General features: G+C 52.7%; 15 protein-coding genes. 11 read left to right on the forward strand and 4 right to left on the reverse strand.

Annotation, left to right across the window (positions count from 1 at the left end; translation table 11 throughout):
* Positions 1 to 460: 460 nt before the first annotated feature.
* From IEX75_RS16140 to IEX75_RS16190, 11 genes are all read left to right on the forward strand, one after another.
* Positions 461 to 2,263 (forward strand): Mu transposase C-terminal domain-containing protein, encoded by a 1,803-nt coding sequence (locus IEX75_RS16140; protein ID WP_188795452.1) that lies wholly within the window; start codon positions 461 to 463, stop codon positions 2,261 to 2,263.
* Complete coding sequence (locus tag IEX75_RS16145; RefSeq protein ID WP_188795454.1) at positions 2,260 to 3,138, forward strand: TniB family NTP-binding protein; 879 nt, start codon at positions 2,260 to 2,262, stop codon at positions 3,136 to 3,138. The genes IEX75_RS16140 and IEX75_RS16145 overlap by 4 nt, the downstream gene beginning before the upstream one ends.
* On the forward strand, positions 3,135 to 4,205 hold the full coding sequence (locus tag IEX75_RS24490) for a TniQ family protein (protein WP_188795456.1): 1,071 nt from the start codon (positions 3,135 to 3,137) through the stop codon (positions 4,203 to 4,205). Before IEX75_RS16145 ends, IEX75_RS24490 begins: the two co-directional genes overlap by 4 nt.
* Positions 4,206 to 4,500: 295 nt before the next feature.
* Positions 4,501 to 5,691, forward strand: a complete 1,191-nt coding sequence (locus tag IEX75_RS16155; RefSeq protein ID WP_188795458.1) for an acyltransferase family protein — start codon at positions 4,501 to 4,503, stop codon at positions 5,689 to 5,691.
* 971 nt (positions 5,692 to 6,662) lie between these two features.
* Complete coding sequence (locus tag IEX75_RS16160; RefSeq protein ID WP_188795460.1) at positions 6,663 to 7,415, forward strand: hypothetical protein; 753 nt, start codon at positions 6,663 to 6,665, stop codon at positions 7,413 to 7,415.
* 11 nt (positions 7,416 to 7,426) lie between these two features.
* On the forward strand, positions 7,427 to 7,795 hold the full coding sequence (locus tag IEX75_RS16165) for a hypothetical protein (RefSeq protein WP_188795462.1): 369 nt from the start codon (positions 7,427 to 7,429) through the stop codon (positions 7,793 to 7,795).
* Positions 7,796 to 7,896: 101 nt separating this feature from the next.
* Positions 7,897 to 8,820 carry a hypothetical protein gene (locus tag IEX75_RS16170; RefSeq protein ID WP_188795464.1) on the forward strand — a complete coding sequence of 308 codons (924 nt, stop codon included), beginning with the start codon at positions 7,897 to 7,899 and terminating at the stop codon, positions 8,818 to 8,820.
* Between the two features lie 666 nt (positions 8,821 to 9,486).
* The gene (locus IEX75_RS16175; protein WP_188795465.1) at positions 9,487 to 10,719 is read left to right on the forward strand and encodes a JmjC domain-containing protein; all 1,233 of its coding nucleotides are present in this window, start codon (positions 9,487 to 9,489) and stop codon (positions 10,717 to 10,719) included.
* The gene (locus IEX75_RS16180; RefSeq protein WP_188795467.1) at positions 10,706 to 11,701 is read left to right on the forward strand and encodes a hypothetical protein; all 996 of its coding nucleotides are present in this window, start codon (positions 10,706 to 10,708) and stop codon (positions 11,699 to 11,701) included. The genes IEX75_RS16175 and IEX75_RS16180 overlap by 14 nt, the downstream gene beginning before the upstream one ends.
* 179 nt (positions 11,702 to 11,880) lie before the next feature.
* The gene (locus IEX75_RS16185; RefSeq protein ID WP_188795469.1) at positions 11,881 to 13,815 is read left to right on the forward strand and encodes an ABC transporter ATP-binding protein; all 1,935 of its coding nucleotides are present in this window, start codon (positions 11,881 to 11,883) and stop codon (positions 13,813 to 13,815) included.
* 313 nt (positions 13,816 to 14,128) lie between these two features.
* Complete coding sequence (locus IEX75_RS16190) at positions 14,129 to 15,331, forward strand: DUF418 domain-containing protein (protein WP_188795471.1); 1,203 nt, start codon at positions 14,129 to 14,131, stop codon at positions 15,329 to 15,331.
* 290 nt (positions 15,332 to 15,621) lie between these two features.
* Here IEX75_RS16190 and IEX75_RS16195 read toward each other — a convergent pair whose 3' ends face one another.
* From IEX75_RS16195 to IEX75_RS16210, 4 genes are all read right to left on the reverse strand, one after another.
* Positions 15,622 to 16,098 (reverse strand): hypothetical protein, encoded by a 477-nt coding sequence (locus IEX75_RS16195; RefSeq protein WP_188795474.1) that lies wholly within the window; start codon positions 16,096 to 16,098, stop codon positions 15,622 to 15,624.
* A gap of 389 nt (positions 16,099 to 16,487) precedes the next feature.
* On the reverse strand, positions 16,488 to 17,948 hold the full coding sequence (locus IEX75_RS16200; RefSeq protein WP_188795477.1) for an amidase family protein: 1,461 nt from the start codon (positions 17,946 to 17,948) through the stop codon (positions 16,488 to 16,490).
* 247 nt (positions 17,949 to 18,195) lie between these two features.
* Entirely contained in the window at positions 18,196 to 19,086 is an 891-nt protein-coding gene (locus IEX75_RS16205; RefSeq protein WP_188795479.1) for an alpha/beta fold hydrolase, read from the reverse strand.
* Between the two features lie 50 nt (positions 19,087 to 19,136).
* Positions 19,137 to 19,601, reverse strand: a complete 465-nt coding sequence (locus tag IEX75_RS16210; RefSeq protein ID WP_188795481.1) for a MarR family winged helix-turn-helix transcriptional regulator — start codon at positions 19,599 to 19,601, stop codon at positions 19,137 to 19,139.
* Positions 19,602 to 19,807: the final 206 nt, after the last annotated feature.

Here is a 19,807-nt window from a genome sequence, read left to right on the forward strand (position 1 = left end):
CCTGCCTAGGAAGCCAATTCTCAGTGCAGCTGAATTGGCGGTGCTGATGGGATATCCAACGACAGCTGCCCTATCTAAGGCTAGGCAACGAGGTGTCTTACCCGTGGCCATGTTCCAGCTGCCAAAGCGCCGCGGGTGGTTTGCTTCAACTGAATTGGTGCTTGCTTGGCTCGACCGGACACTTGCTGGTTCGTCCCGAACTACGAAGGAGGGCACCTCATGACATAGCCCAATCTGTAACGATGGGCTTTGAAAAAGTGAAAGCCTCGCATGTGGCGTGCGAGGCTTTCAGGTAGCAGCGGTTTGTAATGCTCCGCACCGCTATCTTCAAAGCTCCCAGCGCCCGTGTCAATGCCCTGCGGCTAATTATTGAAGCCGCAGCGGGCTGACACATCTCAAACGCCTGGCCTCGATAGGGGCTTCGCTTGCGCTCCGCGTGACCGCAGGGGTGGGAGGTTTTATGACCAGTAGTTCATTGAAGATCGGAAGTCGTTGGGCTTACGGCGAGCGAGTTGTGGAATTCGACGGACCATTGAACATTCGACAAGTGCAAGTGCGCGATTTAGGGACGGGCGAACTCTTGCCGGTCGCTATGCACGAATTGAAGCCATTACCAACATCGATTCAAAAGAAACGAATCGAACCAACGATGGTTCCCCAACTGGAATGGGATCGTGCACTGTCCTTGGCGAGGGCATTCGAGCCGTACGTGGAGGAGAACTGTTTACCTAGGAAAGTGACTAAGGAGATCGCTGCTCAATGTGGATTGAGTGCGCGACAGGTTCTTCGGTATCGCGCAGCCTACCAACGTGGCGCTACGACTACTACTCTCGTACGCCAGAAAGGTGGTCGCCCCCAGGGATTACGGCTACTTGACTACAGGGTTGAGCAGATCATTCAACACGTGATCACAAAGCACTATGCACTTCGCGAAAAAGTCTCTAAGGAAGAAGTTTGCGAACGAGTAAGGTTGTTGTGCCGTCGATTGAACCTTGCGCTCCCCGATCCGAAGACTGTGGTCAAACGGATCCGCGAACAAAACGATTATGCGTTTGCGTGCAAGCAACTTGGAACTAAGGTCGCCAAACAAAGTTACGAGGCAAGACCAGGCAAGCTCATCGTCGACGCGCCCCTCAAGCTGGTGCAAATTGATCACACTCTCGCGGACATTTTGTTAGTTGATGAGAATGATCCTAATCGAGTCATCGGTCGCCCGTGGCTAACGTTAGCGATCGACGTCTCTACCCGCGTCGTGCTGGGGTACTTTCTAAGTTTTAACGCGCCATCATCCATTTCGGTGGCCATGTGTTTAGCACACTCCATGCAGCCGAAAATGGAAAATTTTCGGGATCCATTGGAATGGATCATGTATGGAAAGCCGCTTCGCATTCTCGTCGATAACGGTAAAGATTTTCGAAGCCTGGCGCTGATTCGTGGATGTGAGCAGCACGGTATTACGCTGGATTGGCGGCCTGTGCGTCGACCGCATTATGGCGCGCACATCGAACGCCTAATGGGCACCTTCATGCAAATGGTACACACGCTGCCAGGCACGACATTCAGTAACCCCCAACAGAGAGGGGACTATCCGAGTGAGAAGCGTGCATGCCTTACCTTGCGAGAGTTCCGGGCATGGTTAGTGGAGAAGATCTGCCGAAGCTATCACGTGCGCAGACATCGCGCCCTAGGAAAACCACCGCTGTTGGCCTGGGAACATGCCTTTCGATGTGAAGATGGATCCTTCGATCCACCGCCAACGCCAATGAATAGAGAAGCACTTTGGCGCGATTTCTTTCCCTTCGAGCGTCGCCGCCTGCAACGCACTGGGGTGCAATTTAAAGGGACTCGTTATTGGCACGAGTCCTTCGTATCACTGATTCACCCGGAGCGTTATGTGATGCTTCACTATGATCCTGATGATTTGTCTCGCATATGGGTTCGTGATGATGACGACGCACTGATCGAGGCTAAGGCTATTGCGGGGCGAGCGAAAGGGGAGGCAACGCGGTATACGCTGAGCAGTGACGAACAAGCGCGTCTCGACCGAATTCAGTTGGAAGGATACGAACGAGCCGACGCCATTCAGCAAACAGCTGAAACACGCCGTCGTCAACGTCGTCGAAATGAAGCAATCGTTGCACCGCCGATCTCCCGGGGTAAGCGTGGCGGGCGGCGGAACGCTACGCGCCACACACAAACCGCTAGCGATACATCATTCATACCTTTGGATCGCCAGTCGATTACGGTGGAGGTGCTTTCGTGAATCCGCTCTATTCCTACCTTTCCAAGACGGCGCTGGCCCAACTAGATCTTCCCCCACAGGAACGTATGCGTTTGATGTTTGTTGACCGCTTTGTTGCCCATGAACGCGTGGCTTACATGATTAAGTACTGCGAGTTCCTAATGCGCAAACCCCCGGGAGTGAGACCCACCGGCTTATTGGTAACCTGTCCCAGTGGTTCAGGTAAAACGACTATGGCTGAGATCCTAACGCGACGATATCCGCCCATGGGTGCGACCCCGCAATCGGCGGCGACCTTCCCAGTGATCTATCTCAGCATGACTGATGCAAGGGAGGCTAAGGAAATCTATACGCGCATGCTAAAAGAATGGAAGGTTCCCTACATAAAGGGGCTTACGCTCGAAGAGCGTCGCGACAAAGTCGTGGAGCTGGCAACGGTAACTAAGCTTCGCCTGATCATCATTGATGAAGTTCAGGATGTCCTTTTGGTTACACCACGGCAGCAAGTCTTGGCACTCCTAGCCATTAAATTCATCATGAACACAGTCAAAGTTCCTGTCTTAGCTTTAGGGACACAGGATGCTCGTGCGTCTCTCGCGGCTGACCAGCACCTCGATTCGCGCTTCGAAAAACAAGAGCTTCCTACATGGATAGCGGACGGCTACTTTCGCAATTTCCTTGAGGCATATCTCGAGCAGTTACCTTTGAAAAAGAGGTCGGATCTGACATCTCAAAGCATGATGGATTTTATCATCAAGGAGACGGGCGGTCTGATGCGCGAAATTATTAAGCGCCTTCAGCGATCAGCTGCATTAGCGATTCAAATAAATGAAGAACGTATCACCAAAGAGATCTTTGTTCGCACCAACTACGTATTTCCAGAGCTGGAGGTATGAGACCTGTCGACCAACAGCTCTCGGTACAATCATTAAAACCTTCGGAGGATGCGGGCTATCGATCTGCATCTTGGATTGATGCCTGCCAGACAAGTCGTGACCTCTGTCGGCCATATCGATGGTGGGTGGAGGCTCTTGGTCCCGACGAAACGTTTCGCTCTCTCATAGAGCGTGCGGATCGCTTTCACGGGGAACCACCTCCGGATACTCCTTATGTGTGGCAAGACTCTTCCTCTTACGGCAACTGCGATGCGCCAAACAGCTATGAGCTCCTTCGACTTGCACGCATGCTAGATGTTTCCGCAGTCGAGTTATTCAAACATCGGCTGGAGGACGGTCCACATTTGCTTTATCCCACGGAGCGAAGAGCGTATTGCCCGCAATGTATCCGGGAAGATCATGCTGAGGGTCGACCACGAGCGTTTCGACGGGAGTGGGCCCGCTTTTTCGTACTGGGCTGCTCAAGCCACCGAACAACATTGCACTGGGCTGAGCCGCGCCTATCCTCCCTCAAGGACATGGACATTGAAGTGCGCTTGCAACCCGAAGAGCCCTGGCAGCAGGAGCTCCTCCAAGTGATAGACCAATTTGCGCTGACCCTCGAGGCGAGTCTGTGGAACAAGGCGCGATGGCCTACGAACTGGTACGGAACGCCGGCCTCCGCACGCGCGTACCTCGCACGTCATTTATGCAATTTGATGGGAGTCCCCGCAACGCTGCCTCTCGTCCACCTGTGGACGCAAAACTTACCCTTTCCTTTTGTGGCGGTACCTAAGCGGCCCATGCCACCACTCTATGGACCGGCATGGGAAAACGCGCGACGAATAGGGCGGCCCGCCTGGCGACGAGCTGCATTATGGTTGACAGCATGGAGAGTGATTCCAGGACTACCGGCACACTGGAAACCGATAACCCTTCCGACGCATCACCTCGACGCGATCGATGAATGGTGGGAGGGTGTTCCAGCAACGCCCCATCGGTTCAAACAGTGGCGCACGTACGATGCATTGCGGCGATCATGTATCCCCATCGTGATAGATCATGCAAAACGGGACTCTATGAAATGAATGTAAGGCCGTTACCACAGACCAAAGAAGGTGACATGGCGATTAGGGCGCGTTATCGCGGGTAGGTTTGCACTTGGCTCCTCAAAGTTTTGGGGTAGGGTAGGCGGCGAATTGGTTGTGACTTGGTGTCTAACAAGAAAGTGTCCGCTTTCGACTCGAAGCGGACAAATCTGTTTAACCCGTTTCGTCCCGCGCGGCCCACCACTCGTCACTGGGCGGGGGCCGTTTGTCACCCGGCCGAAGATCGCGATGGATAGTCGAGCCAAGGTTGGGTGACCATCACGGGAACCCGACCATGAATCGCCGCCACGACATTGACACTTTGCGCGTACTCGCCTTCGGTCTGTTGATCCTCTATCACATCGGCATGCTTTACGTGGCACCTGTCGCCGACTGGGGATTTACCTTCAAGAGCAGCTACCTCGCCGACTGGCTGACTTACCCCATGCTGTTTCTCAACCGTTGGCGGATGGAATTGCTGTTTCTGATCTCTGGCCTGGCGGTGCACTTCCTGCGCGGACATACCTCGCTGGCACGGCTGGCAGGAAAGCGCAGCCTGCGACTGTTACTACCACTGGTATTCGGCATGCTGGTGGTCATCCCGGTGCAGCCTTACGTACAAGGCATGATCGAGCACGCCATCGTGCCGGGCTTCTTTGCTTTTCTGCCGTACTACTGGACGCACGCCTATCACGACTATGGGCTGACATGGGCCCACCTGTGGTACCTGCCATACGTGTGGCTTTACACGATGCTGCTGCTGGCGTTATTGCCTGCGTTGGAATCGGATGCTGGTCAACGGCTGCGGGCGACCATCCAGCGCATGCATGGTACGGCACTTCTACTGGTACCGACGCTGCCGTTGCTGCTCGCAGGGACGCTGCGCCACCACTATCCCGAAACGCACGCACTGTTCGGTGACTGGTGCGCACATGCGCTGTACTTCACGATGTTCTTCTACGGTTATCTGCTGGGTACCGACCGCGGCTTGTGGACCGAACTGGCTCGCCTGCGTCGCGCCTCGCTGGTCACAGCGCTGACCTGCTTCGCGCTGTATCTGTTCCTCGACAAGTTCGCAGGTGGCTTGATCCACCGACCGCTGACGCATGCCACCGTGATCGCAGCAGGTTGGTTGATCGAGGCATTGCGCTACACCTATTGCTGGACCGCCATTGCCGCCATACTCGGTTGGGGCCATGCATATTTGAACCGCCCGTTCGGTTGGCTGCCGTATGCGCGCGAGGCGGTGTACCCATGGTATGTGCTGCATCAGAGTTTGATGTTACTGGTGGCGTACTGGTTGCTGCCGTTACGGCTGGGTCCCCTATTGGAACCTACACTTGTATTGTTCGGCACGGTAAGTGGGTGTGCGCTGTTGCATGAGTTCGTGATTCGTCGCACGAGTTGGCTACGGCCACTGTTCGGACTGGATGTCAAACCACGCTTGCTTACCAACACTTCACGGCTGGCTGATGAGTCGGCTTGAGCGAATGTCCTGCGATACCGCGACGATGCGCCCACGCCAACAGACCGCTGTGGCAAAGGGAGCGTTCCGGATTTAAATCAATATCAACGGTGGCTTTTGGCCGATAGATTGGTCCGCTTGCACGCTGAGGATGTCCGCTTTCGACGCAAAGCGGACATTAGTCACGGTAGAACGAATCTGCGGCGACTGCCGAAGCACTGTGATTAGTGACTGTTATCGTGGGCATCCGCGTTCGGCCTTGGACTCATCCGCAAAACGTTTACTTCTCATAGCTCATCCGATCCTCAAAAGGCACTATCCGGTGTCTACGGAATCGAGGGCGTACCACTGGCGGTACGCCGCAAAGAGATAATTGGTGATGCAAGTGTCAATTTTCATCTGTGTCGCACTATTCCTACTTAAGTTCGATGGCGCAAGAACTTCTCCGCTCTTGCGCTAAGCAACTTCAAAGTTCTGTCTATGAACGGTCCTGGCAAACTCACGTTTATCAGAAGACAACATGCGCAAGAAATATCGCCATGCAAGTTCTTAGCTAAGTTCGGCCTAATAAATGTAATAGAAAGTACTTCATGTCTTCACCACTCATACACGACTCAAACCGTATTTAACTCCACGCTCGATGTTGTTCGGTTGAACAACATTCTAAGGAAGACATTGGAAGTGCGCCGCTGCATCCGGATCGATCTTTTGCTCGGCGACACATGGGTTGGAGGGTCAAAAAAAGGAATTCTTCTTTCTCTGTCCGTGATGATTGCGCCGCACTCTGTGGCGCAGCACATTATTCATCGACATTCTTTCACCATCGCATTCTCGAGGCGGTCGGCCCTGGCACTCGCAAGGGTCGGCGATGATGGCTCATGTACCAACGTGAGCTTTGTGCCTAGTTGTTGCCTACATTGGAGTCGGATGACACTAGGCAAAATGTAGGGAAAGACCTTGTACAACATTGACATTTAGAAGGATGTTTAGCCATGAAACTCGCTGCAATCTCCTCAGCTCTATTTATCCTCACGGCCTCAATCGCATCAGCTCAACAACCCTCCAGTGCGCAGACTCCTGCCCACGGCGTGCCGAACGAAACTGATTCGTCATTTAGCAAAGCTACTCAAATTCACGGTATAGGGATACCGCCAGGCCAACTTGTTGCAAGCCTGCCAGATTTAAAGCAGCAAGCCTCCATTGGTAACGCGCAGGCGGCCGCAAAGCTTGCGGCGGCCCTTTTAATGTGCAACGCCCAGGCCAGCAGATCTACTGCTGACTCGTTCTATCAAGAACACTGCGTGGGACTTACGCCTGAAGATATCAATGAACGCGGCAAGTGGCTGAGCGTAGCCGCCAGTGGTGGAGACGTAGAAGCACAATACGGGTACGCACAAGGTGGACAGAGCGCCATCGTGGGAACGCAACTCGACGGAGGTTCGCCCGTGACACTTTCCGTCTACAAGGAAAATGCAAGGAAGTATCTGTTAGGCCTCGCACAAAAATGCAACATCGACGCAATTTCGTTGATTGCACTTGATGGGCGACGAAATGGGATGTTCTTCGGCAACGAACCGGACACCAGTTACAAATTCCTTTTGGTTTACGAGGCCATTGCCCGTAAGCCGATGGTCGGATCCATCGCCGCTGATCAGAAGCAGCTCGAAGACAAGATCGCCTCCGGCACCGCACTGTCCAGTGCTCGGCAGGAAGCAGACGCGTTCGTCAACGAATACTGCAAATAAGGACATTCCCCATGTTAAAGGTCTATGCGATTTCGGCGATTCTTCTCATCGCCGCGCTACCTCGTGTGTCAAACGCAGCCAGTATTTACGTCGTCCATCAGGATGGCGTCGATCATGCTTTCATTTGCTCAGCTTGTACGCTGGCTGAGCCATTTCCGGACGCAACATCAGCGGGGATCATCAGCAACTGGGAGACCGGGACAGGCGACTTTCTCGGACCGGCCGGCCAGACCGGCATTACCCACACGTTGCAGCCGGGCGACACAGTACAGCTGTGCAATGTCCAAGGATGCGAGACGTATACGGAGTCGTCGGAACATATTCTGACTAATGGCACCAATCATCCCTTCAAGACAAACACGTGTCCCGCCGGTGGCTAGTTCCGATGCCTCGATTAGCGTGCGAACCGAAAAACTGAGACGCGCAGAACAAAATCTATTCGAGATCTATTGTGAACGTCCACAAAAGGAGCAATACAGCCATGTCCAGAAATCAAGCCATAAGCCTATTCCTCGCAATGGCAATGTCTGGTTACGCGCCACTGACCTTAGCCCAGACGCAGCCCATCGCTGGCGCGAAGACAGTAAAAGTTATCAAGGACAACCAAGGTAGAGTAAGCGCACTTTGCAAGTACAACTCAGCGACCAGCGAGAGTCTTAAGTACGACTGCGGCACCTCTCAAAAAGTACCAGTTGGCGTGGTGCAATGGACCTACTCCTATTGCGACGCCGAGGCTTCACAAAGCGGATCTTGTTCAAGCCCGGGGTTGTTGTTGAGTAAGCAGAGATATGACTCAACGTCCGCAATGCCAACCAGATATATCTACTACACCAGCAGTGATACGTCGGGTTGCAACGTACCCAGTGGCTCTTGCCACATGGAGGGACAGTTGTGGAAGGTGGAGAGTGGGAAAAAAGCAGTGATCTACACGCGCTATGACCTCACGTCAGCCACAGGAAATAAGTCGAACGTCACTCAGCTCAGAAATAAAAAGGGCGTGCTGTATGACCTGTCATACAACTCCCATGGCAACATAGAAACATGGACGATGCGCACAAAAAAAGACGGTTCGCCCAGCGCAAACGACGTAACAACGACGTTTAAATATAACAATGCAAACAAGGTTTCGAGTATCACCAACAATGAAGGTCTTGAAATCGATCTCTTCTACGACGGCTCAAACAAACTAACTTCCATTGATGGACTTCCTGGAAATCAAGCGTCGTCGCAAGCGTTGTTGGCATCGCATGGACTGAAGTCACATGACAAGTTTTCTGCCGCAGTAGAGCTAGAGCGATACAGGCTCATCAACCTTTCCCGCATGATGGCGAATTCCTATAAGTACACCGATGCGGTGGCGGGTTTAGAAAAGCTTGAGCTACAGCTATCGAAGAACTTCGAGTGACGCTTCGTGCGGACCAATCTAACTCGCACGCGATTCATGCGAAACCCACTGATCTAACGAGGTCTAACCATGGAAACCACACCCCCGTTAACGCGGCTCATCGTGACAACGCAGAAAGACAGGGAACCGCGATCGGCAAGATCGCCAGCAACGTCAGCAGACCGAACTGAAAGTCTTTACTCTTTGGTCAATTTGGGAGGTATGCCTGCGCTTCAGCTGTCTCCCGCGGAGGCTATTCGACTCTCGCTTGAGAGCCACTATGCTAGCGAACGTGCAATGGACGACCCTGTAAAAGCAGCCGGGCAAGAGATCGATTCTCCATGCAGCAAACTGGAGGATACCGACAACCACGATTCTGCCCACAACGACCTCGACAATGATCCTGAATGCGCTAGGGACGGCAGTTGTAATGCATAGCCGCACCTACTCGTCGTTGTTTTGATCCCTTGGTGCGTATTTCAAATCAAGTGGGTTAGTTACCGTCGACTACCGCTGCGCTAACTCAAAGAGGTGATTACCTCGACAAGATGATCTAGAGCGCGCGAAACAGGCTATAGGCTTGTTTCGCGATGCTCCTATACAGCTACTAGCCAAAATAAAACTTACGTGAAACTACAAGCGGGTAAGCGATCCGTTGAAGGATCAAATGCCAAGGAGCTATAGCACATGAATCTGGAATCTCTATTATTTCCTATTGGCCTCGAGGAATTTAATAGAACGTATTGGTCGAAACAGTTCTTGCGTATCGCACGTGACAACACGAAATATTACAACGACATGTTTTCCGAAGTGGACATGGAAAACACGCTTTACATCGCAAGTCGGTTTCCGGGTGCTGTGCAAGAAATCGCTGAGGACACTGTTATCCGGACGATCCATACACCGGAAGATGCCGTCAATACATTCAACGCGAAAAGATCACTGCGAATCAATGCCATTCAGAGATTTTCTATCACTTTGGAGAAGCTAACCAGAAACCTAGCCAAGGTGATTAGTTCTCCAATAAATATCAATCTCTACATGTCGCCATTCTCTGGGCAAAAGGCCCTTCCGCGACACTACGACTTGCACGACGTCATCGTTCTACAGATATCTGGCAGGAAGAAATGGAAAATCTTTGAGCCACGTGTGGAGCTTCCTCTAGAGACACTCCCACGACTGCAGTACGAAACAAATGATGATGTGCGGCGATTTCGCGTGCAGGAACTTGGAGGAGGCAGGGACTGCGTGGAAATGGCGAGCGAGTTCGTCGTCGAACCTGGCGATCTCCTTTATTTGCCACGCGGCTTTTACCATGAAGCGCTGACTGACAATGACGCGGGTGCTTCTTGCCATTTAACCATCGGAGTAAAACCAACCACATACCTGGATCTATTTGCTCTCGCGCTAGCTGATGCCGCTTACGCGGATCCTCGCCTAAGAGGGCATCTGCCGCTCGGATTAGCGAAAAGCGCACCCTTGCAGTCTGAAGCGATACGCGCATTCAATGAAATTTCCAGAGACTTGCCTACGCACTTCAACTCAAACAAAGCACTGAGTAAATATATCGGCCTTCTACATCGAGCCCACAAAGGTTCTCTGCAAAATCAGCTGTTCTCCCGGCAAGCTACGGCCACAGACATCAACGCACTCACGATTGATTCCAGGCTGGGTGTTCGTGACGGCACACTACTTGGTCTTGACTATAGCTCTTCTCCAGTCCACCTATGCTTTGGAGAGAATAGGTTCGCTATCGAAGACGACTACATCGAGGCCTGTCAATTTCTCTGTGATAACAGTGATTTCAGTTCTTCCATGCTACCCGGACCACTGACTGCGCAACAGAAGCTCACTCTCCTGCGTCAGCTCATGGTCGAAAACATCGTCTTCATGAGGGAGCAATCTCATGCCGCAGCATGAACGAAGGGACGTCCCCAGTCAGCTACACGGGCGCATACCTTCTCGCTTTCTGTTTGACAAGTTTATTGTTCATTGGACAAGGCTCGACGAAAAAGGTTTGGCGGAACCTTTTTTTCATCAGACCATAGAGCGCTTGCGCAGAACCGGTCAACACGATGTGATCGCAACAAGCATAAGTGTCCTGCTGCGCATCAAGGAGGAAATACGACCTAACGGCTTTATCTTTCACATTTCTCGCTGCGGTTCGACTCTCTTAGCCAACGCAATGCGATGCTTCGCGGGGTCAACAGTCGTATCCGAATCAAAGCTCATTTCCAAGGCGCTATTGTTGCAGCATGACTTGATTCGCTTCACTGGCGAGTCTGTGGCCAGAGAAGATTTGCTACGAGGCTTGGTTCGCTCCTACGGTAGACGGCAAACGGAGCAGGACACAAGTTTGATCTTTAAGCTGTCCAGTTGGAACATTACACATATCGATGTCTTTCGACATCTATGGCCCGATGTACCCATTGCCATAGTGATAAGAGACCCTTTAGAGGTCGCTGTATCGCTAATGAAGGGGCCGCCAGGGTGGCTTGCCGAGAGTAGATTTGACGAATTGGTAAGGTCCGACATCAGAAGCCACGTCGAACTCCAACATTCACAGACTATGGAGTCTCGGTGCGCCCGTATTCTTGGTGAATATCTGAACGCCGCGCTGCTTGTAGCCCATGATCCTCTGTGCTGCTTGGTCGACTATAAAGATATTTCACTCAATAAAGCATTGGAGATTGCGAAGTTCTTTAATATCGCTACGCGAAATGATGTGGATATGAGCGCATTGGAAGCTACGTTATCGAAATACTCAAAGGACCCCAATGCCGCTCGCCTTTACTCAGATGACACCCTTCTTAAGCAGGGAAGTGCGTCCAATCAATTGCGTGAAGAGATAAATGTCAGGGCGCGCCCCTTCTATGAAAGGCTTTTGGGTCAATTGCATTGACTTGACGATGCATAACGATTAGCAGCCTGATCTGAAGGTTGGAAGATCCCGCGGTAGGACGCTCAACCTGCGTATTGATCGGTGACCAGTTTGTTCGGAGTGGCATTGCGTGCGCACACCCTTGGTTTTAATCCAGCGACAACAAGCAACATATGCGCACAACGCATCGACGTTAGACCATGGAAATCTGCGCAAGCAATCATCAGCACAGCCATAAGTTGAAGGCCATGATCACTGATTTTCAGCCACCGCACGGCTCAAGCGATGCCGACAACCGCAGAAAAGATCGCTTGCGTAAGCTTGGGGCACTGAGTAACGCACCTCGATTCTTTAAGGACATATGGCGCATCAATCGAAGTATGTTTGTGGCAACCATCTTTCTTCGAGTGGTTAGATCAGCGCTTCCTGTACTCCTGCTCTTAGTAACAAAAAGAGTAATCGATGTGGTAGCGCATCAGGCGCCACTTGCGAGATCTTTGCGTTGCTTCCACGGCGTCTCACTTCAGGTCTGCGACGCGTTCATACCCTGGACTCAATTGATTTGGGTTTTCGTCATTGCTGTCACGTCCCTTACCTTTGGCAAGATATCGTCCTTGTTGGAAAGCATATTAGGCGGTTCGTATCAGCACACAGCAAGTGTTGCTTTGATGCGACACGCCTCGACACTGGATCTATCTAGCTTTGAGAACCCCAAGGTTCAGGACCAACTTGACAGGGCTCGAAAACAAATCGCCGCACGTACGCCATTGCTTGCGCAATCTCTATCTCAAATTCAGAGCTCGCTAACGCTATTTGCGTATGCGACCGGAGTCGCGTTGTATGCGCCAAAACTTATCGTAATCATTGTTTTAGGTTGGATTCCCGCGGCGCTGTGCGGCATGCACTTCAATACGGTTAGCTATATTGAAGAAAAGAACAAGCTGCCGCAGCGGCGCTACCTGGACTATTTAAGGAACTTGGTGGCCAGTTCAGCTCCCGCGAAAGAAATCAAAGGCTATCGCCTTGCCGACTACTTTATTGAGCAGTACGCGAGCCTATCGAACGCATTGCACAAGCAAGAGACCCATTTTGTCTTACGACGTACACTGGTTACTTCATTGCTAAGTTGCCTAGGTGCGATTGCACAGCTTTGTGCCTACCTATACTTAATTGTTGCAGTCATGGGCGGTGGGCTCTCTATCGGGGGATTTGCCTTTCTCGTGATGAGCCTGCTTCGCATAACGAACCTAATGCAATCATCGACAACCGGCCTGACTCAATTGGCAAGCCAAGCCCTGTATCTTGATGATCTGTACGATTTTCTAAGCGAGAAATCGCGGATGACAGAGGCGCTATCACCTCGCCCGTTCCCCCAGCGAATGCAAAGCGGTGTTGAGTTTAGGAACGTATCGTTTGAATACACGGGTGCTCACACTCATGCGATAAATGACATTAGCTTTACCCTAAGACCGGGCGAGGTCATCGCGTTCGTGGGTGAGAACGGAGCTGGTAAGTCAACCATCGTGAAACTCTTATCTCGAATGTATGACGCCACATCAGGAAGCATTCTTATCGATGGTGCCGATATTTCAGACTATTCGACCGATGATATTCGCAGCAACATCGTTACCACGCATCAGGACTTTATAAGGTATCAACTCAGAGCTATAGATAACGTTCGTTTTGGTGACATTCTCGATGGGGCGAATGAAGAAAGAATCCACAGATCTATTGATTACGCATCCGCTGCTGCACTAATCGCCAAGCTGAAGGGTGGTCTTCGCCAAATTGTGGGACATCTTTTCGAAGGAGGTGTCGGCCTATCTGGCGGCGAATGGCAAAAATTAGCCATTGCGCGGTCTTATATGGGTCGGGCGCAGATCTATATCTTCGATGAGCCAACGGCTTCGTTGGATGCGAAGTCAGAACAGGCTACCTTTAGTAGAATTAAAGAGCTCGCACGAGGTGCGTCTGCGGTCATAATTTCGCATCGATTCTCAACAGTGAGAATGGCTGATCGCATTTACGTAATGGACGGCGGGAAAATCATACAAGCCGGTACGCACGAACAGTTGATGGCTACTCCGGGTTCATATAGCGACCTGTTTACCTTACAAGCAGCCGGTTACAGGTAGCCTTGATGCAAACGTTCCCCCGAAGCTTTTCCATAGGGCAGGCGCGGTTTCCATGGGACACAGTTTGGTCTAAGTTCGACCCCATAGAATTTTTTGGCCAGTTCCAATATTCGGTACGCGGCCTAACAATTCGTCCATACGGACGTCTCTGACGCACCTAACTCAGGTGTTGAATGTCCGCAGCCAAAAGCGGGCCTGGAGCAGGGCGATTAGAAGGGGTTATCGAGGATAGGGTGAGTGTCCGCTTTCGACCCGAAGCAGACATAAGCTGCAGTTCAATGGTCATGAAACTGACGATGGTGAAAGGACGATCATGCCCTTACAGGTAAGTCAGATCGCAGCCCCACAAGAACCATTCGATCGAATAAGTGCCATTGATATTTTGCGTGGCATCGCCTTGTTCGGCGTGCTGATGGTCAATCTCGTCACGGAGTTCCGCGTCGACGTCTTTCAACAATTTCTACCCACGACAAGTCCGGCGTCTGAAATGGATCATTACGTCGAAACGGGAGTCGGCGTCTTTCTGGAATTGAAAGCCTTTGCCTTGTTCTCGTTCCTGTTCGGCGTTGGTTTGGCCATCCAATTTGAACGTCTTGCTAAAACTCAACGGCGGTTAGTCTTGTTGGTTCGGCGACTCGTCGTGCTCTTGGGGTTTGGCCTCATCCACTTCTACTTGATTTGGAACGGGGACATTCTGACCGAATATGCGCTGATCGGTTTGATTGCACTCCCCATGCTTTACCTCTCCAACGTGTGGTTAGCGACGATTGCGTTGCTCCTCTTGGCCTTTTACATGGGTCTGCCGCATTCCTTGTCGCCTGACTTCTTTTGGCCTTCAACCGAGTGGCTTCAACAGCATGTGGAAGAGGCAAACCGCGTGTACGCGTCGGGCAGCTATGCAGAGATTCTAAAATTCAGTTGGCAGGAAATTCCTCATATTGTTCCACTCCATCTCGCGATAGCGTCCCGAACGTTGGCACTTTTCTTGTTGGGAGCTGTGGCGTGGCGAACGGGGTTGCTCCGTCAGCCGAAGCGCCATCAAGCGTTGCTTGTGGGTTTGATGGTGTTTGGCCTTTTGGTGGGCAGTGCGTTGAACTTGCTTGAAGCGGTAGGGCCTCATTCAACGTGGATCGGCGTGGCGCGCACACTTGATGGCTTGGCGCCACTGAGCCCGGTGATCCTGGCCATGGGTTACATGAGTGCAGTGATCGTCCTGGTTTCGTTCACGCCGGCCCGCGGTGTCCTCTCCGTTTTCGGTCCTCTCGGGCGCATGGCCTTTACCAACTACCTCATGCAGTCGCTAATCTTCTGCGGAATCTTTTATGGCTACGGGCTGGGTTATTTCGGAAAGTTAGGCGCCACCAGTACATTGATCCTTGGCGTAGCGGTTTATGCGATACAGATCGTGATCAGCATTCGATGGTTAGAACGTTACCGATTCGGGCCCGTAGAATGGCTATGGCGCACCTTGATGTACGGCACTCGCCAGCCCTTCGCGCAATTTAGAACTATTTGAACCTGCTTTCGATCCAAAGTAGACGTTAGGGCAAATCGATTAGAGAGAGTTATCGAGGCTAGGACGGAGATGCTTTTGGCACGGGGAGAAGTGCCGGCGGCGTACTGCCAACCAGACTGCATTCAAAAGCCAAAATACCTTCTCAATAGTGGTCGAAAGCTTGCTACGCGCCCGCAGCTCTATTGATTGCTCCTGCGTCATCTTTATTGGCAACTCATTGGCGGTGGAAAAGTTTGGCCAATGAAGCCAAACAACTTGCCGGCACGAGGCCGTCCACAGTGTTCGTCAAACTAATCGGACTGTCTCTTTATTACCAACACAGATTTTGACCGATAGAAAACCATATTTATCCTGATGTGATCAAATTCATCAAAGACTTGGTACTTGAACACATCCTGATGCTCACCATGGACTTGAGAGCTTCTCATATCCTCATCCATCAATTTGCAAATATTTTCGAAAGTTTTATGTATCTCCGGAGGCGCGTCGTTAACGATTCCAAGGAAGATCGGATGGACGACAATAGTTCCCGTAAGCTTCCTCAATCCACGGTGATGGTGATAGTAGATTCCTCGCGCCACCTTACCTAACGCTTCATCGAGAATATCTTCATCAACAGGCGCGGTCTTGCCTATGGTTAGGCCCTCTTGGGTTCGTTCCATACCAAAACGATGAAGGGACGTTTCCGGATTCTTTGCATGCCTAATGACAGATCTGATAGTTCCTCCCCTAACATCTTTTGGTACACCCTCGGCGACGGAGGTCAAGATGAACTTCAAGTACTCATCAGCACTAGATTTCGCCTGATTGTGCGTAGTGCACGAAGGAACAATGATCGGTCGAAGAGTGGCGAACGTGCCCGATTGGAATAGCGCCTTGGGAGGGACATGGTCGCCTTGACCAATGGCCCTTTCATCGCAGCAGTAACAGGATGTGCTCACCAAATACTCCCCATTTATAATTGGCGAATTCAATCATGGCTTTCATGTTTGAGAAAACTTAGTTTACCTGTATGTCCGTTCTTGGCCGAAAGCAGAGGCCAGGGCAGGGTGATTAGTCTGTGTTATCGGTGGTAGGGCGGTTGTCCGTTTTCGACCCAAAGCGGACACCTCGGTCCTTCCAGCCGGAAAGGGTCAGACAATTAGATGACCGTGGCTTAGAGATTCAAGACGGCCTCTACTCGGCGAGCCAAGCTCAGCATGGCGCGGTCGCTTTGTAAGGGGCCATCGAGCTCCAGGCCGATAGGAAGACCATTTCCTGACAAACCTATCGGCAGGTTGATGCCCGGTAAACCGACGCTGCTTGCTGACACCGTGTTGATCGCCAGCGAGAGATCGGTGACTTCCTTGCCTCCAATGACAAACTTTTTCTGCTGATCGATCAGCGGTGCCGTGCATGGCGTGGCTGGCTGGAGAATGGCCATAGCTCCTTGCGCGGCAAATACTTTGTCCAGTCGGCGCTGAATTTCCGGGCGAGTGATAGACAGCGCTGTTTGATAGGTTTCGCGGGATATCGCGCCACCGCCTCCAGGCAACACCATGTATCCCCAGATCTCTTGCAACTCCGGACTTAGAGCCTGATGGATCTCATCAAACGTCGCTGGTATCTGATGACTACGGAGAAACTCTGTCAGTGCGCCCATGGTTTCGTGAAAGAAAATGGGCCACGTTGCGGAATGGACGAGGGAGCCATAGTCGTCACCAAGATCTACCTCGATAACTTCAGCGCCTGCGTCTCGAAGCTGGCGTAACGACTCACGGAAGCGCGCTTCAACCTCGGCATCGACCAGGTCGAGGGAATGGCGAGGTGCATAGGCCAGTCGGGTGCCTCTCAGGTCATGCACTAGCTTGAATGATTCTTCGGAGCCGTCGCCTGTTACGACTTGGTCTACAAGCTGGATATCTTCAACGCTGCGTGCGAATACGCCGGTCGTGTCGAGAGTATGGGAAACGGGCGCCACCCCGTTGCGAGGCCAGCGACCTGTCGTCGGTTTGAAGCCTACCACCCCGACAAGAGATGCGGGCACGCGGATTGAGCCCACGGTGTCACCGCCCAAAGAAGCGGGGACAATGTTTGCGCCCACGGACGCCGCTGATCCGCTTGAAGATCCACCTGGCACGCGATCATGCGCGTGTGGATTCTCCACTTGACCGAAGCTTCCGTTGGCGCCCGTTAGCCCGAAGGACATCTCAACCAAGTTGTTCTTCCCAAACACCAATGCCCCCGCGTCCTTGATCGCGCGAACGGCATCCGCATCCTCCTTTGGCACGAAGTGACGAAGGGCACTAACCCCGAAACTTGTTGCCAAGCCCTTCGTCAGGTAACTGTCCTTCACTCCGATCGGAACACCCAAGAGGGGGGATGTCACGCCGGCAGCGCGCGCTTTGTCTGCGTCCCTAGCAGCAGCGAGCACTTTGGCTTCATCAATGCTGATGAAAGCATTGAGATCGGCATGCTCACGTGCGCGTTGCAGTAGCGCCAACGTGTAGCTCTCGGAGGTAACTTCGCCGCGCCTGATGGCGGACGCTGCCTCCACGAGTCCTAGCGTGCTTAAGTCTGTCGCGCCTGTTGGCGCAGAACGGCTGGATACATCGGTGCCGGCGATTTTCTCGTTCATAAGTCCTCTCCAGAACATAAAGGATGTGCCCTTGTAGGGCCCGCTCAGGGCGGTATCGCACGGCCATTACGATCACTATCTAGGGCGACGCGATGGGCCGTTCGTCAGAAGCGGCCCCGTATGCCATGCAACAACTGCCAATCGGCCGACCAGTCCACGAAAGGGTTTGGAAGCCTCATGTTGTGGTACGGAACGGGTCAACTTTGGCGGACCTGTTTCGGCCTTGCGCTGTCGACAGCAATAGTCGTCAGAGAAACGATTCGCGGATCTCGGCGATCACCAACTTCGGATCCTGGCTGTGGGCGTAATGGCCGATCCCGGTCAGTTCTTTGAATTCGACGCCGAGCCGCTCGGCCAGTTCTTCGCCCATTGCCTTCACGATGTAAGGGTCGAGCTCGCCCCATACCACCTTCACGTTGGCCTTCATTTCTCCCAGCCGTTGCTCGAAATAGTTTTCGTCGCGCGTGAAGTGCAAGTAATAGTGATAGAAGGCGTCCATTGTCGTCATGCCGCTGTGGTTCCAGCTCCGGGCCATGTCGTCTTTGAACTCGCGAGCCACGTCGAATTGCGCTTCCGGTGGTAGTCCAGCTCCAAAGCCCTTGCCTTCGACGACACCCTCCCATGCGGCGTTTCGAGCGTCGCGGATCTGATCGGCCATCGGCTTCATCTTCAGATCGCGCAGCATGGGGTGCATAAGATCGGGTCGGTCGAACGGCGCGAAATCGCCGACGATGATTCGGCGCGCGACGTCGGGTTCATCTAGCGCGAGGAGGAGCGTTGGCAGCGCGCTGATGTCGGTGGCGTAGATGGTGAGGGTCGAGCGATCTATTCCAGCTGCGGCGATATATTGCCCAAGGAGCTTTGCGTACGTGCGCGGCGCATAGTCGAAGTTTTCGACGGCAGGCCGTGACGAGAGCCCATAACCCGGCCAGTCGAACGTGTGAACGTCATAGTCGTCAGCGAGGGCGCGCGCGACCTCGGGCCACGCATAAATTGTTTCGGGGAACCCATGCAGCAGAATCACCGTGCCCTTGGGCTGTTCCGCATGGACCACCATGCGGCGGACCGAGATGCCGCTGTCGAGTTCGATCATGTCGATTTCGGTCTTCGGCTTCGTTTGGATGTTCGTGTCAGTCATCTGTATTCTCCGGAGTTTAATTTGATTGTATATACAACATAAAAAGCAACTTATTCAGCGAGATCGTCTAGCGGCAGACTGTCCGCCACGCCGATCAGGGCATCCGCACCTTCTTTGCCGAGTACCTTTCGTGCTTCTGCCTGTGCCGCGCGCCATCTTGGCGCCGCCGCAGCCAGCAGTTCACGACCGGCCTTCGATAGGATGATCGGTCGACTGCGGCCTTCTGCCGCGAGCTCCTTGACCCATCCTTCCTTGAGCAAAAGCGCGAGGTTACGCGTCAAGGTCGATCGATCCTGATAATTGGCTCGCCCAATCTCGGCGCGGCTCGCGCCGTCCAGCTTCGCAATTGTCGCCAGCAGCGAAACCTGAGCCGACCCGACCCCCAGGGGCCGCATCTCTTGATCGTAAATATTGGTGACGACGCGCGAGATCCGGCGTGTACGCGTTAGCAAGCATTCGCGAACCACTTCGTCCACGAAGGCTGCATTGGCGGATGTGATTTCAGCGTTCTTCATGAGCTCAGTATGGTGTATATGCAACATCATGTCAAGGGGCGACCGACACCGCCACGGCGAATGTCCGTTTTCGACCCAAAGCAGACGTTATGGCACACCGACTAGCCTGTGTTATCGCGGGTAAGCCAGGATGAAACTTGTCGATAGAGGTCAAAACACATCCTTTTTTGCCACTTTTATTTGCGCGCAGACAGCCCACAACTTCA

The sequence above is a fragment of the Dyella nitratireducens genome (assembly GCF_014642835.1).
GTDB classification, from domain to species: Bacteria; Pseudomonadota; Gammaproteobacteria; order Xanthomonadales; family Rhodanobacteraceae; genus Dyella_B; species Dyella_B nitratireducens.